Source organism: Paraburkholderia domus, from assembly GCF_905220705.1.
In the GTDB taxonomy this organism is placed as follows: Bacteria; Pseudomonadota; Gammaproteobacteria; order Burkholderiales; family Burkholderiaceae; genus Paraburkholderia; species Paraburkholderia domus.
Genome location: NZ_CAJNAT010000004.1, coordinates 237,182 through 252,016 on the forward strand (window position 1 = coordinate 237,182; position 14,835 = coordinate 252,016).

General features: G+C 62.4%; 10 protein-coding genes. 2 read left to right on the forward strand and 8 right to left on the reverse strand.

All coding sequences use genetic code 11. From position 1 onward, the window contains the following. Positions 1-22: 22 nt before the first annotated feature. From KHO31_RS11310 to KHO31_RS11320, 3 genes are all read right to left on the reverse strand, one after another. Positions 23-1,315, reverse strand: a complete 1,293-nt coding sequence (locus KHO31_RS11310) for a TAXI family TRAP transporter solute-binding subunit (RefSeq protein ID WP_201140728.1) — start codon at positions 1,313-1,315, stop codon at positions 23-25. Positions 1,316-1,598: 283 nt separating this feature from the next. Then, positions 1,599-2,321, reverse strand: a complete 723-nt coding sequence (locus KHO31_RS11315; RefSeq protein ID WP_211623389.1) for a response regulator — start codon at positions 2,319-2,321, stop codon at positions 1,599-1,601. A 386-nt stretch (positions 2,322-2,707) separates the two neighbouring features. Continuing rightward, positions 2,708-4,069, reverse strand: a complete 1,362-nt coding sequence (locus tag KHO31_RS11320) for a DUF1254 domain-containing protein (RefSeq protein ID WP_201123106.1) — start codon at positions 4,067-4,069, stop codon at positions 2,708-2,710. Between the two features lie 205 nt (positions 4,070-4,274). Here KHO31_RS11320 and KHO31_RS11325 point away from each other — a divergent pair, with 205 nt between their 5' ends. Then, a complete protein-coding gene (locus KHO31_RS11325) occupies positions 4,275-5,576 on the forward strand; it encodes a DUF1254 domain-containing protein (protein ID WP_211623338.1) in 1,302 nt (433 codons plus the stop codon). Between the two features lie 59 nt (positions 5,577-5,635). On the opposite strand, the gene KHO31_RS11330 is transcribed toward KHO31_RS11325, so the two are convergent. The 3 genes from KHO31_RS11330 to KHO31_RS11340 form a co-directional block, all read right to left on the reverse strand. After that, positions 5,636-6,970 carry an MFS transporter gene (locus KHO31_RS11330; RefSeq protein WP_211623339.1) on the reverse strand — a complete coding sequence of 445 codons (1,335 nt, stop codon included), beginning with the start codon at positions 6,968-6,970 and terminating at the stop codon, positions 5,636-5,638. 103 nt (positions 6,971-7,073) lie between these two features. Then, positions 7,074-8,297 carry a porin gene (locus KHO31_RS11335; RefSeq protein ID WP_201074631.1) on the reverse strand — a complete coding sequence of 408 codons (1,224 nt, stop codon included), beginning with the start codon at positions 8,295-8,297 and terminating at the stop codon, positions 7,074-7,076. A gap of 116 nt (positions 8,298-8,413) precedes the next feature. Beyond that, positions 8,414-10,543, reverse strand: coding sequence for an acetate--CoA ligase family protein (locus KHO31_RS11340; RefSeq protein WP_201085600.1), 2,130 nt, complete (start codon positions 10,541-10,543; stop codon positions 8,414-8,416). A 160-nt stretch (positions 10,544-10,703) separates the two neighbouring features. Between KHO31_RS11340 and KHO31_RS39830 the strand changes: the two genes are divergently transcribed. Beyond that, the gene (locus KHO31_RS39830) at positions 10,704-12,335 is read left to right on the forward strand and encodes an IclR family transcriptional regulator (protein ID WP_211623340.1); all 1,632 of its coding nucleotides are present in this window, start codon (positions 10,704-10,706) and stop codon (positions 12,333-12,335) included. Positions 12,336-12,423: 88 nt separating this feature from the next. On the opposite strand, the gene KHO31_RS11350 is transcribed toward KHO31_RS39830, so the two are convergent. After that, a complete protein-coding gene (locus KHO31_RS11350; RefSeq protein ID WP_211623341.1) occupies positions 12,424-13,896 on the reverse strand; it encodes a trypsin-like peptidase domain-containing protein in 1,473 nt (490 codons plus the stop codon). 221 nt (positions 13,897-14,117) lie between these two features. After that, positions 14,118-14,798: a PH domain-containing protein gene (locus KHO31_RS11355; protein ID WP_236071187.1), complete on the reverse strand. Its 681-nt coding sequence runs from the start codon at positions 14,796-14,798 to the stop codon at positions 14,118-14,120. Positions 14,799-14,835: the final 37 nt, after the last annotated feature.

Sequence of the window (14,835 nt, forward strand, 5' to 3'; positions counted from 1 at the left end):
ACGCTGTACGCACGCCGCGCAGCTATTGCTCCGCTGCTACGCGGGAGATTCGCTCGCGGACGACGCCGATCGCCTGTTTGAGCGCGTATACGTCTTGGAAATAACGCTGCGGCATCCGGATCTGGTTGGCATGCGCATCGATGTGCTCGATCTCGTGCTGCCATTTCGCAATCTGGTCCGGGCTTGGATGGCTGTTTTTCCATATTTCATCTTCAAGCGCTTTGATCTCGCGATACCAGACGACCAGGCGTTTTTTTATCCGCGCCTCCGCCATGCGCGGTAACGCTTGCAGCAGGCCCAGCAGTAAAGCCATGAAGGGAAGCAGGATCAGCAGACGTCGTTCGATAAAGCTGGCCAGCCAGAACGGCAGGTAGCGCTGCAGAAAGGGGCGCCCCGTTTTGAAGTAACGCTCGCTCTCTGCGGAAACAGGAAATTCTTCGGTGTTCAGGTTGGGAAACACGCCAAGCGGCGTGAAGTAATCTTCGCCACCGTGGACAGTTTTGGCCGCGTCCAGCAACAGGTAGACCAGCGCGGGGTGCAGCGTGTCTTTGGAGACGAGCAGCGCGGTAGCGGCAAGCAGCGTGACGTCGGTTTGCGGCAGATCGTTGACGATGCTGGTCGCGGCGCGCGGAAAAATCACCTTGGATAGCGATGGGAATTTCTGCACCAGCGCATCGGCCTGCGCAAAACTCATCAGTTTGAGGTCGCTGTTCAGCAACGTTGTCTGCATGACCGCATCGGGCCTGCCGATAAAGAAAGCCGCATCCAGTTGACCGCTTTCGAGGCCCTGGTAAGCTTTGGTCGCGTCCATTTCGAGCAGCGTCGTATTGTCCCGTGTGATGCCGCTGTATCCGAGCAATACTTGGGAGACGTTCAGCAGGCCGCTGCCAGGAACACCGATTGAAATCCTTTTGCCGCGTAGTTGTGCGAGCCGGTTGACGGTGGACTCGCCACGATAGAACACCCAGATCGGTTCATAGGAGACGGCGGCGATCGTCTGCAGGTGATCGGTTTCTTGCGGACTGGTGGTGCCGGACTGGATGAAACCCACCTCGTAGTCGCTGTCCGGGTCTTTTAGCCGCTGGTAGTTTTCGCTCGACCCCGACGAACTGCGGATATCGAGCCTGATGCCATCGCGTTTCAGGATGGGTGCATAGCGATCCGCAAAGCCGCGATAGATCCCGTTGTCTGCTCCGGTTGTGATGACGATCGTGTGCCGGAAGGCGGGTTCGAGTATGACCCATAGCCCCCAACCTAGCGCAGCCATCAGCAGTATCACGCCGGCGATGAGAAACCGCCGCCGACCCGGCGTCATGGGGAGCTTTTCGTTGCGATGAAGCGCAGGGTTGTGCCTGGGCATTGTCCGCCTCTCTCGTTCGGCGCTACTCGCCAGGTCCTGGCCGCGCGAGGTCGGCGCGGAGAAAGCGTCGAGGCGGCAGCGTTGTCATAGTTGCAGACGGCGCCGCGAAGTTTGCCGCGTGAAGCATTGACCTTGCCGCGCCGTGATGGTGTCTAACAGCCAGCATGGATAATGCAGCGCCTTGGACGCCTTGTCCACATCCTCACTCAAGGTGGCGACCGTCCCGGCGAGTGAAAAATCAATGCTTCGGGGAATGTTGCGCACCATCCGGCACAAATACATAGCCATGGCTGCGAACGGTCTGGATGAACCTCGGCGTGGAGGGATTTGCCTCCAGGATTCTGCGCAACCGCCACACCTGAACATCGATCCCCCGGTCGGTATGACCGTCTTCAGGGCCGTGCAGCAACTCGAGCAGCCGCTCTCGGGTAAGCGTACGCATGGGGTTGTTGACGAAGACCTTAAGCAGCGCGAATTCTCCCGCCGATAGCGTGAGCCGTCTGTTTTCCATGTTGAGTGCGCGCAACTGAAGGTCAAGCGTGAATGGGCCGAATCCGACGACCTTGTGTTCTTTCTGCGCGGCGCCCGACCCAGTCAGGGTTTGTCGCCGCAATACGGCGCGCATGCGCGCAAGCAGTTCACGAGGATTGAATGGTTTGCAGATGCAGTCGTCAGCACCCGTTTCGAGTCCCACGATCCTGTCCGTGTCGTCGGGCCCCGAGGTCAGAATCACGGGGACATTGTTGCCTGCGGCACGGAGTATGCTCAGCGCCGCAAGGCCATTCAAGCCTTGCATGATCTGGTCGAGCACAATCAGATCGGGCGGGTCTCGTTTGATGTGTTCCCCGAGTGACTTGACCTCATGCAAAACGGATACGGCCATGCCCTCTCGTCCGAGGAAGTCGGCCAGCGACCCAAGTAGTTCGACATCGTCGTCAACGACCAGTATTTGAGTTGTCATAGCAGGGAAATCGAACGCTTCGGCTGGAAAGCGGGTTTGCGAACGTGGTGGCTGTGGCATTCGGTTTGCCGGCTTTGCCGTGCAAGCTTTCAGTGCCGTCAGGATGCGATTGACCCGCGAACGTTGTGCTTCAGCCTCTTTAACGGAGCAACCAGCAGGAATCCGTCGCCGAATTTTGATTTTTTATTTTGGCGCTTGCCCGTTGTCGCCGGCTTGAACGACACCGTGCGACTCTACTGCCCATGTGCCGACATTCTCGGTGCCGCCTGACGTTTCCCCACGCCTCAGCCCGTTAATTGACCTAACGACATGATGGCTGTTGCGGGTCTCGTCTTCATCAGGTCCGAGAACGCAGCAGCCATACTCGCGCTCGACTTGCGCCGGCCTCAACTCGCCATGCTGCTCTGGTCAGTGCGTACACCGTTTTCATGGGGCTGCACGCGGCGAATCGGCGGATAGTGAAAACGTTGCTCGAGATGGGCCGCGCTCGGTATGTAGATGCGAAGCATGATGTAAAACAGGCCATCCGGCGCAGGCAGCCAGTTGGATTGCGTCGAGGCATCGGCCGGTGGCGCTGCCGACAAGCGCAAGCTCAGGCCGTGCTCGTCGTAGCGCAGTTGCGGCGAGCGATCGCCGATCGAATATCGGTCGATCACGTTGTCCACCAGCATGCATGACGTTTTGTGGTACATCGTGATCGACCAGAATGCCTGCGCCTGCGGCAGACCATCGGGCGGGAACGAGAGCTCGTAGCTATAGCGCCCGTCGAGTGGACGTCCTTCGCTGTCGCAGTCGGCGGTGACATACATGGCCTCCTCGACGCCGAGCGCACCGATGTAGTTCCGGCTGACGTGCGCGCGGGCCAGGTAGTCGTCGCCGAACGAAGCGCGGACTTCCACCGGCAGGAACCATCCGCCACCGAGCGCCGACGGCTGGGGCACGCCCAGTTCGCCGATCACCTGGTCGAGCGCGCTGCCGAGGGCGGCGAGCGTGGGCGCCTCGAGCGTCGATGCGTCGATGTCCGCGCCGATGCCGACGGCAGCATACTGAGCGACGAGCGCCGATTCCGCGGCAGGCGGAGGATTGCGCAGGAGCGCCGCGTTGACCGCCGCCGCATAAAGGCGCGCGTCGCCGAGCGCCGCACGTCGTGTCACGCCGACGTCGACACGCCGCTGCGCGGGTTGACCGCCGAGCGTCTTCAACACGAAGCGATCCTGCAGGGCATGCACGGCAGCCAGATCGTCCATTCCGTCGACCAGGACGCGGCCGATCAGCCAGACGTCTCGCGTGGGGCAGGCGATCGGCGTGAGATCGTCATCGGCGGGCAGCGCAACCTCGCCGTGGTGCAAAAGGAAACGCCGCGCGCCATTGCCGGTCGTGCGTGTGCCAATCGATTCGAACGGGTTGGTGTAGAAGTCCAGCAGACCGAGCACGTAGTAGCGGCCGGCCGTGTCGGGAACCTCCAGCACGAGCGGTTCGTCGCCGAGGTCCAGCCATGTGCTGAGGTAAAGCGTGTCGTTATTGGGCGTCACGACTTCGCGGTTCCGCGGACCCAGCAACTGGCGTCCGCGTACCAGCTGATTGACCCAGCCGAGTGTCGAATTCGGACTGTCACCGGCAAATTGTCCGCTGTCGTCGCGGCGAGGACACATCGCTGCGCGCATTCGCGTCATTTCGAAGAGAGGCAGGGTATAGAGCACCGCATCGCGGGCGAGTGCGGTGATGTTTTCACTGGTAGAACAAGACATGGATGCCGCTCCGGCTGTGGACGGGAAGGAGTCGGGTCAAGCCTACCGGGACGGCCAGATAACGGCACTAGGGTTTCGCTATGTTAAACACTCCCGGCCCATGCGCTGCCTATACTTTGCGCTCCGCAGGCTTGCAAAGGGACGCCAACGTCCCGCCTTCCGCGCGCTCTCGCGCACGCAAGCAGATCCTCATGGAGTTTCTCGAATGACCATTGGCAATGCACAGCAGGAATGGGCTTACGTCGCAGGCGTTCAGGCATTCATATACGGCTATCCGCTCGTCGAGATGGTGCGCACGTGCGCGCTCATGACTGCGGTCGACGAGGCGCAGAACAATGGGCGCGCACCGATCAACCAGTTCTCGCATTGCCCACGGCCGTGGACACACGAGGACCGCGACGTCGTCACGCCGGCGAATGACCTGCTTTATTCCATGGCGTGGCTGAATCTTGCTGACGGCCCTGTCATGTTCGCGACGCCGGCGCCGACCGGGCGTTACTTCGTGATGGAATTCATCGACGCGTACAGCAATAATTTTCAGAACCTCGGTCCGCGCTTGGTGGGGCCTTCGGCGGGGACCTTCGCAATCGTTGGGCCCAACTGGTCTGGCTCGCTGCCGCCCGGTGCGGTCGAAATCCGCTGCCCGACCAATCTCGTGTGGGTGCTGGGCCGTGTGCTGATCGACGGCGTCGAAGACATGGAGGAAGCGCGTGCTTTCCAGGCAGGCTTCACCCTGCGCGCAACGGCGCCGGGCCGCTTGCCGCACGCGGTCGCGCGCTACCAGTCCTGGGCTGAGTCCGGCGAGGGGTTCTTCGCGAACCTGGCGCGAGCGATGGCCGACGATCCAGCGCCTGCGGCCGATGCAGGCCTTGTCGCGCAGTTCTCTCGCATCGGCATCACACCGCATGGGGCGTTCCACGCCGATGCGCTCGGCGACGCGCAGGTGGCGGCCTTGCGAAGCGCGGTTGCCGCAGGCGTCGAGATCGTCGAAGGTCATACTCGTAGCCGTCGCGCGCGCTCATGGTCGATCAACTATGCGGGTGGCCGATTGGGCACCGACTATCTGGCGCGAGCCTGTACCGCGATGAAAGGCCTCGGCGCGCTCGCGAGCGAGGAGGCGCTCTATGCGCTGTGCGACTTCGACAGGAACGGCGAGCAACTCAACGGCGAGCATGGCTACGTCTTGCGCTTTCCTGCTGGAGGACTGCCCCCAGTGGATGCCTTCTGGTCAGTATCCCTTTACGGCAGCGATTTCTATTTCGCGGACAACCCGATCCGGCGCTATGCGATCGGCGACCGCACGCGTGGTCTTCGCTATGGCCCGGACGGATCGCTCGAAATCCTGATCCAGCACGCAGCGCCGCGTGAGGGCATCTCGAACTGGTTGCCTGCACCCACGGGCCGGTTCTATCTCATCCTGCGCATGTACCATCCGCGCGAGGCGATCCTGTCGAAGGACTATACGATTCCGCCGGTCGAGCGGGTTAGCGAAACTGTGCGGCAGTGAGCTGACATGCAGCCTGTCCGTTGGCGGGCAGGCTGCGTTGTCGAGATGCCTTGGCACTGTCAAACCACTTCTTCGCGTCCTGATGACGTCGTAGCACGATCATCGCGAACGCTATCGGCGCGTGCGTGGAAGTACTGCAAACGACGCACCGAGCGTTCGGGATTCAGCAGCCAGATGCCGAGTAAGCCGCATGGAACCAGAATGGAACCCATTACGGAGAAACCATGCCTGAAGCCTTCGGCGACACCCTGCGTATCGCCCACGAAGTGACCCATCAGCGCCGGCGCAATGAGACCCGCCAGCGTACCGAGCGAAGCATTGATGCCGAGCCAGGCGGCGCGCTGTCCGGTGGGCGTGACTTCACCGATGATCAACGGGGCGAAGAAGAAAATCAGCTGGCTCAGCACGCTCGTCGCGCTCAGACACAGCACCTTGATGCCCGCACCGATCGGAAGCGTGGTACCGAAGAGGGCGAGACCTGCCAGCGCGACCGGCACGCTCGTCATGACGCCGCGCGATAGGCGCGAACTCACGCCCTTGCCGGCAAGCCACTGGGACAAGAACGATATGGCGAGCGTGACGGGAATGCCCGCGCCAACGATCAGCGAGAACAACCACCCTGCGTCGGCTGCAGGATAGCCGAGCGCGAGCCGCAGGTAGGCTGGAAACCAGGTGAATCCCACCGACAGCACCGAATAGCCGACGAAGGTCAGCAGGATGCAGCCCGCCAACGTCGGATCGACGAAGAGCCGCCGGTAGGGGACGTGTCGAGACGCGTGCTGAGCCGTATCGGAGACCGCCGGACCGGCCGTCTCGTCGACCGTGCCTTCGGCACCTAGCAATAGCCACAGCACCGTCCACAGACAGCCGGCGATGCCGAGCACGAGGAATGCCCGATGCCAGTCGTAGTGAATGATCAGAAAGGTCAGGCACGGGCCGGACAGCAGCATCCCGGTGTTGGCGCCTTGCAGCACGATCGCGCTGGGTACGCTGCGCTTGCTGTTATCGAACCATTTATAGGTCGCGTGAACGGCGAGCGGGTAGGCCGGGCCCTCGCCCGCGCCGAGCAGAATCCGGCAGAGGATCAGCAAGGGAAACGAAACCGTGCCGACGAGCGGAAATTGCACCAGCGCCCACGTGAGCGCAAGCACCGCCAGCAGCCATTTCGTCTTGATGCGGTTGGCGGCAAAGCCAAACAGCACACCGGCCGTCGAAAACAGCAGAAAAAAGCTGCTGCCGACGAGGCCCAGTTGCTGCGGCGTCAGTCCGAGATCATGCATCATCGGCACCGCCGCGAGACCGATGACGGCCTTGTCGGCGAAATTGATCAACATGAACAGGAACATCATGGCGACGACGATCCATGCGCGCCATCGAGTGCTTATGTGGAACATGTCTTCTCCGTGGATCTGATTGTTGTGAACGCGCGGTGCAAGAACCGCGGGCTCGGACGGCGCCCTGTGATTGGCGCTCTGATTGAGGCCTAACCAGCCGGACTCAGAATCGTTCTTGTAACGCGAGGCGAACACCGACTTGATGGTTCGTGGCGGACGGACTGAAACCGCTGATCGATGCGACCGCGGGTTGTCCGAGCGAGTCGCGGCCGCTGGCCCGCTGCAGCACGGTCAGCAGATAGACGCTGGTTCGTTTCGACAGGTTATAGACCGTGCCGAGGTCCAGTTGCAGGTACTTGGCGCCGCCGTCGCCGTTCACCGAGTTGCGGTCGGTGTAATGGATTGCGCTCGCGAGCAGAAGCGCTGGCGTGACCTGCGATCGCACGCTGAATTCCAGACTTGTGAATACCGCTGTACCCGTATATTTCAACGGATCGGGACCGGCAGCGGAGCCGAGGTCTTCGAAGCGTGTATTCGTGATCACGAAGCCAAGCGTGACGGGGTCGAACGCATACTGTATGGCCGCGCCGGCGAGCTGGGTCGTTTTCGCTGATGCATAACCGGCATCGACCGGATAGGACTCGGGCGCAGTGGGCGAACCGAATGAACCGATATTGTTCGACGTGGCAGGGCCTTTGTTGGGCGTCGTGCCGTACAAGGACAAATTCGGATCGCGTGCGTTGAGATAGCCGGCCGCCAGCGACATGGAGCCGACGCTGTAGCTTGCACCGAGCGACCACAACTGATTCTGCGTGACGCTTCCCGCAACGCCGCCGAGGCTGTACAGACCGGCTGCCGCGAAACCGCGATAGTCCGGAGTCCGGAATTTAATGGCGTTGTTGATCCGGCTGGTATTCGACAGACTATCGACATCGTCAGGCTGCGCGCCCATGTAGCCGGCCCATTGGCCTGTCGCTGTCAATGGCTGCACGAAATCGGTGTACGTATCGTATTGCCGGCCCAGCGTCAGTTTGCCGAAGCCGCCAGAGACGCCCACGTAAGCCTGCCGTCCGAACTCCGCGCCCCCTTGGGCGAGTGCCCCGTTGTTCAACGTGAAGCCGTTTTCGAGCACGAAGAGTGCTTGAAGACCACCGCCAAGGTCCTCGACACCACGCATTCCCCAGCGGCTTCCAGCCATGCCGGTTGCGCTGCCGTCGGTCAGGGCGAACTGAGATGCGCCGTGCGGGCCCGTCGCGGTTCGCGCGGTTTGCGCGTTGTTCACGTAGGTGAGTCCGAAGTCGATCACGCCATATAGCGTGACGCTGCTTTGTGCATGCGCGCTGAAGGCGAGAGTGCCGAGCACCCAGGCGAGATGACGAGTTTTCATTGACGAGTCTCCATGGTTCGATTTTGTGGTTATGTGAGTGAAACGAAGACGAACTGGACGTCGCCGCGCGTCCCACGCGTGCCGTTGCGGGGAGTCGGACGCACGGTTTTCCCGCTCTAATCCTCGTCGGTGAGTGCGCGAGAGGTTCGGCTGACGACCAGCGCATCGACGGCGCACGAAGCCTGGCCTTTGGGCCGCGCGATGAACGGATTGATATCGATCGACTCGATGCTGCCGGCGTTGGCCGCGGCGAAACGGGACAGCGTGGCCAGGGTTTCGGCGAGTGTGTCGACGTCGACGGGAGCTTGGCCGCGCACGCCACCCAGCACCGGCCATGCGCGAATTTCGCGAATCATCCGGTGCGCTTCCGCGACGTCGAAGGGGGCCTGCCTGAACGTCACGTCCTTGAGTACTTCGACGAGAATGCCACCCAGTCCGAACATGACGACCGGACCGAACACCGGATCGCGTGTCACGCCGAGAATGCATTCGACGCCGTCCTGGATCATCGGCGCGACGAGCACGCCTTCGATGTGCGCGTTAGGCACGGCGCGCGCAGCGCTCTCCGTGATACGCACGAAGGCCGCCCGTACCGCTTGCGAATCGGCAAGCCGCAGCGCAACGCCGCCCACATCCGATTTGTGCGCGATGTCGGCGGACAGCACCTTCAGCACTACCGGGAATCCGAGCGCAGCGGCCTCGCCGGCTGCCTCGTCAGCGCTTCTCGCCACACGGCTCGAGACGACCGGGATGCCTGCGTCGGCCAGCAGCCGGAGTGCGTCGGCTTCGTCGAAACGCGCACGGTCGATGGCGACAGGTTCAGGCAGTGCAACCGGCACCGGCTGCCGCGCGAAATGCCGGCTAAACGCGTGCAGCGCGGCGATCGCCCGCACGGCGGCAGCGGGTTCCTCGAAGGTCAGACAGCGGTGTTGCTCGAGAAATTTGCGGTTCTGCTCGTCGAAGAGGGATACGACGGCAATGGTCAGTGGCGGATGGGCGGCGCGCACACGCGCCCACAACTCGGTGACGAGCGGTCTGTGTTGCGGTGAAATGCCGGTGACGGCCTGGAACGACACCATCGCGCCGTATTGGCCATGCTCCAGCATCGTGTCGACGGCGTCGGCGAGCAGCGCGGGCTCGTTGAGTATCTGGCCGGTGATATCGACTGGATTGACCGCGGACGCGAACGGCACGCGCTTGAGAATCGCCTGTTGTCCGGCTTCTGCCAAAAGCGGCACCGAGAGCCCGACCCGCTCGGCTTCATCGACCATCAAGACACCGGCGCCGCCGGAAATCGACACGATGCCGAGCGCGTCGGACACCGGTAACGGTGCGACTGAACACGCATAGCCGATGTCGAATAGCTCGTGAATGTCCTGCGCACGATAGACGCCGTATTGGCGCAGCACGGCGTCGTAGATTTTGTCGCAACCGGCCAGCGACGCGGTGTGCGATGCCGCGGCTGCGGCGCCCTGCGCGGTGCGGCCGACCTTGCACATCACGACGGGTTTGCGCTGGGCGCGAGCCAGTTCGAGCGCGGCGCACAGTTTTTCGCCGTCGCGCGCGCCTTCGAGGTAGCACAGGATCACGGACGTCGCGGGGTCGAGCGCTTGCCACGCGAGCGCGTCGGCGAGTTCGATGTCCGCTTCATTGCCCGTCGAGACGAAATGGCTGATGCCGAGGCCGCGCCGCTGCGCAAGCATCAACGCGAAGATCCCGAACGCGCCGCTTTGACTAATCAGCCCGATGTTGCCGCGCAACGGCGCGGCGATTTTCAGCGCCGGGGTGAACGTCGCGTACACGCCTTGATGATTGTTGACGAAGCCGAGGCAGTTCGGTCCAAGTAAGCGGATCGCGCTTTCCTTAACGAACGCGCGTAGATCGTTCTGCGCGCGTACACCGTCTGCGCCAGTTTCCGCAAAGCCGGACGAAAACATCACGATCGAACGGACACCGGCGGCCGCAGCGTCTTCGACAGCGGACATGACGCCCGATGCGGGTACCGCGCAGATGGCCATATCGATCGGCGCACCAATGTCGCGAAGGGTCGGGTATGCCTGCAGACCCTGGATGCGCTCCTGCTTCGGGTTGACCGGGTAAATCGCGCCGGGGTACCGCTGGTTCAGCAGATATTCGACTGGCAGGCCACCTATCTTCGCCGGATTCGACGAAGCGCCGACCACGGCAATCGATTGGGGATTGAACAGCGGGCCGAGCGCCGCCTGCTGGGAAGGAGACAAAGACATCGATACCACTCCGCGTAGAACTGTAGGGGTGGGTCGAGCCTAACAATCTGACAGGATGCCGATACTAGGGTTTCGCTATGTTAAACACGTATGGAAGCGGGACAATCGACGTGCTTCAATTGGCACAAGCGCGCGTCGAGCGCTTTTTCCGTACAGAACGATGGCTCCGAACCCACTCCGTAATCCCCAGTTCGCCACGACGCTCGCTCATGGCCTCGAGTTGTTGAATTGCTTCAAGGTGGGCGATGCGATTCTCAGCAACAAAGACTTCGCTGAGCGCACTGGCCTGTCGAAGGCGACGGTGTCGCGGCTGACGTATACGCTCGCCATGCTCGGCTTTCTGCGCTATGACAACAACGTACGCAAATATCGGCTGGGCTCGGCAGTCGTGTCGGTCGGTTACCCTTTTCTCCAAGGCCTGCGTATCCGCGAACTGGCGCGACCGTTGATGAGGGAGCTTGCCGATGTGGCGCGCGGTTCGGTGTCGCTCGGTATTCGTGACCGCTCGCACATGGTGTATGTCGAGACTGCACGCGGTCACGAATCGCCGGCGTTTCGTCCGGAAACCGGTGCTTCGCTGCCCATTCTCGCTTCCGCGATGGGGCGGGCCTGGCTGGGCCGCGCCGAACCCGCGCAACGCGCTGCCGTGCTCGAGCAGATTCGCACCCAGGATCCCGCGCAGTGGGACGCCTATCACGCCGGTCTGGCGGGCGCTCTGCGCACGTTTGATGAGTGTGGCCTCGCCCTTAGCGAAGGCGATATCGAGCGTGAAATCCATGCGGTTGCCGTGCCGATGCGCGAACCGATCAATTCTGAAACCTTCGTTTTCAATTGCGGCGTGCCGCGATTGCAACTGAGCGACAGGACACTCGTCGACGTGATCGCTCCGCGCCTCGTGGCGATGGTCGATACACTCGAACGGCAGCTTGGGTCGCAGCATGCCACGCAGCATGTGGCCGGCGACGAAGCACGAACTTCGCCCAGTCCGCCGCTTGTTGAGCGGGCATCCGTGGACTCATTTCCCGACGACGACGATCGACAGTTCGCCTTCACGCTCGCGCGCGGTCTGGAAATTCTGCGCTGTTTCCAGCCCGGCGAAGCAGCGCTTGGCAATAAGGACTTTGTGGCGCGTACGGGTTTGTCGAAGGCCACGGTCTCCCGGCTTGCCTACACGTTGACCGAGCTCGGCTACCTGCGCCATGACGACATGGCGCGCAACTATCGGCTCGGCGGCGGCGTGTTGTCGATGGGCTATCCGCTGCTGGCCGGCATGCGCATTCGACAGATCGCGCGGCCGTTCATGCGCGAGCTTGCGCTTCAGGTGCGCGGGTCTGTTTCGCTTGGCATGCGGGACCAGTCGAATATGGTCTACATCGAAAGTTGTCCGCGCGATAAGCGAATTCACGCGCGGCCCGACGTCGGCGCGGTGCGTCCGATTCTGCGTATGGCGATGGGACGGGCGTGGCTCGCGGCGGTGACCCCGCAGGAGCGTGAAGTGGCGCTGAACCGGCTGCGCGTCGCCGTGCCCGACCAGTGGCAACAGTACGGCGCGCAGGTGCAGCAGGCGCTTCACGATTATCATGAAACGGGCGTTTGCTTCTCGTATGGTGATATGCAGAAGAACGCCTACGGCGTCGCTGCGCCGTTGTGCGCGCAGGTCGACGCGGAGACGCTGGTGTTCAATTGCGCGGTGCCGGCACAATCGTCACAGGGACGCCGGTTGATCGACGATATCGCACCGCGACTCGTGACGATGGTCTCGAACGTCGAGATTGCGGCTGGCTTGCGTTAGCCGCTCAGGCGGTTGGTCAACGGTTTTGCCGAGTCGTTTTTTGGTGATCACCCGCTTTGTGTATTGGAGCAGGCAACACCCTCACGCTTCATTTAACCGCGACCGAAACAAAACTGCGCGCGTGATTGCGCTGGATCAGCACGGCGACCTGTTTCCCTGCCTTTGCTTCCAGCGCGGTCACGTCCGCCGACGTTTCGACCAGTGTGTCATTGAGCGACAGGACGATATCGCCGGGCTGGATGCCAGCGCTTGCCGCCGGCCCATCGACGCCGTCCACCATCAGACCGACGGCCAGGTCGCTCGCGCGCCGCTCTTCCTCATTCAGCGGATGCATGCGCAAGCCCAGACGATCGCCTGCGCTGCCTCCTGCGCTGCCTTCGGCTGGACGAGCTTTGGGGCTTTCAGCGGACGTGCCGACCATGGCCGTGATGGTCATCGGCCTGCGATTGCGGATCAGCTTGAGTGTGGTTTTCGTCCCAGGCGGCAGAGCAGCGGCATCTTCGGCGAGTTCGGCCGAGCGATCAATCGGCTTGTCGCCGATCCGAATGATCACGTCGCCTGGCTTGAGGCCGCTCGCGGCAGCCGATGTGCCGGGCGCGACGGAATTGACCAGCGCACCTGCCGGTCGTGGCAGACCAAAGGCCACAGCCAGGCCAGGGCCGACGTCCTGCACCTCCACGCCAAGGCCGCCAGGGGATGTCGCTTGCGCGTCTTGCACCTGCGATCGTACCTTGGCCGCCAGGTTGATCGGGATGGCAAAGGCCAGACTGGGGGACCTGTCTGAGTCCGCGTAAATCTGCACGTCGATGCCGACCACCTCGCCGGCACGGTTGAACAGGGGGCCGCCCGAATTGTTCGGGTTGGCGGCGAGATCGGTTTGAAAAAAGGGAAAACTGCTCCCGTCGAGGAGCGTGCGGGACGTGGCACTGACAATGCCGGCGGTGACGGTATTCTCGAAGCTGTCGGGCGAGCCGATCGCGAGGACCGGTTCACCGACGCGCACCCGCGACGAATCACCGAGTTTGACCGTCGGGAGCTTCGTGGCCTCGACCTGAATGAGCGCGATGTCGCTCGGGATGTCGACCGTAAGAACCTTTGCCTTGAACTCGCGTCGATCGGTTAGCCTGACCGTCACTTCGTCGGCTTGATCCACCACGTGAGCGGTGGTCAGAATGAGGCCGTCGGGGCTAACGATAAAACCGGAGCCCATCCCTGTAATGGCGCGTGCCGAACCGCCTTGAGACGTCGGTGATGGCGGCACCACATGCTTGACGAAGGCAAGAAGGGGGTCGTCAGCATCGATTGCAGCGGGGGCGGGCAGCGACGATTGCTGCTCAGGGGCCGTCGCGCTGATATTCACGACAGCGGGCCCGTATCGCTCCACGATGGTAGGAAAGTCGATCGACGCTGCAGCGTTGGCCGGTGAAACCCGCTTCTCCTTTGCAGGTGGCGCAGCCACGGCCGCGGCGTTCGCCGTCGGCTGAAGGCACGAGTAGCCAGAGAGAAATGCCGCTATCAGGGCGGCGTGGAGCAAGGTGCGTGCAAGGGTCGGGTGAAACACAGTGCACCTCCATGGCGGTCGAATTGCCAGGGCTAGGCGCGTGATCAGTGGGCCGATCGATACATGAACGCATCGATAGCACCGGTACGACAATGCACGGTCCTCCCCCTACAATGATTTATAGAAGAGCGGTGGGAAAACTGCACCGAGTGCTAATCCTGGGGTGCGGCTGCGAATGGCGCAGCGCGACCAACGATCGTCGCCGAACCGATGGCGACCGTTCAGATACTGTGTGCCTCAGTGTAATCAGGGGCGTTCGGATCGAACGTGTTGGCAGGAACAGGCCGTTCGCGATGCATCGCTACCGCCTCGTCAAGCCGCTTGCAGATCTGGTCCGCGTTCCGGATGCCGGGCAGACGCCTCACGGGATGAGCGACATCGTTGGTCGTCAGGATGATCGTGGCGGTGCCGAATAGGCGGAGCCACCAAGGGTGGATCGATGTGATGCGCTGAACCCGGGAAAGCTCGAGACTCGATACACGGCGATGCAGAATACCTTGCGTCCAGGTAATTCGCGTGGTGTCGATGACGATCCGGGTGAACGCGGTCTTGACGAACGGAAAACTGACGCCGATCAGGACCGCGCCGGCTTGTGCAAGCAGCACATGCCACTGAAGCGGGAAAGCGCTCAACGCGCAGACATGGATGCAGCCAATGATTGCCATGACAGCGCTCCCTTTCAGGAGCGCTGGAAGGTTGCAGGCCTGCGACGGCGCACCGCTGAAAATCACCTGATTGGCCATCGCAAATACTCCTCTTTCTGATCCACGGCCCTCTTCGCCCATCGAAAAGGCAGCGCTGCTTAATCCGGTTGCGCGTCGGCGAACCGACCGCTGGCCGGCGATGGTGCCGGTGGTTCGCCCAGTATAGCCTTCACGGGGAAGATCGTCCGCAACGCGCACGCACGGGGCGGTGAGCGCGGCGGACAGGGCGGGGCGC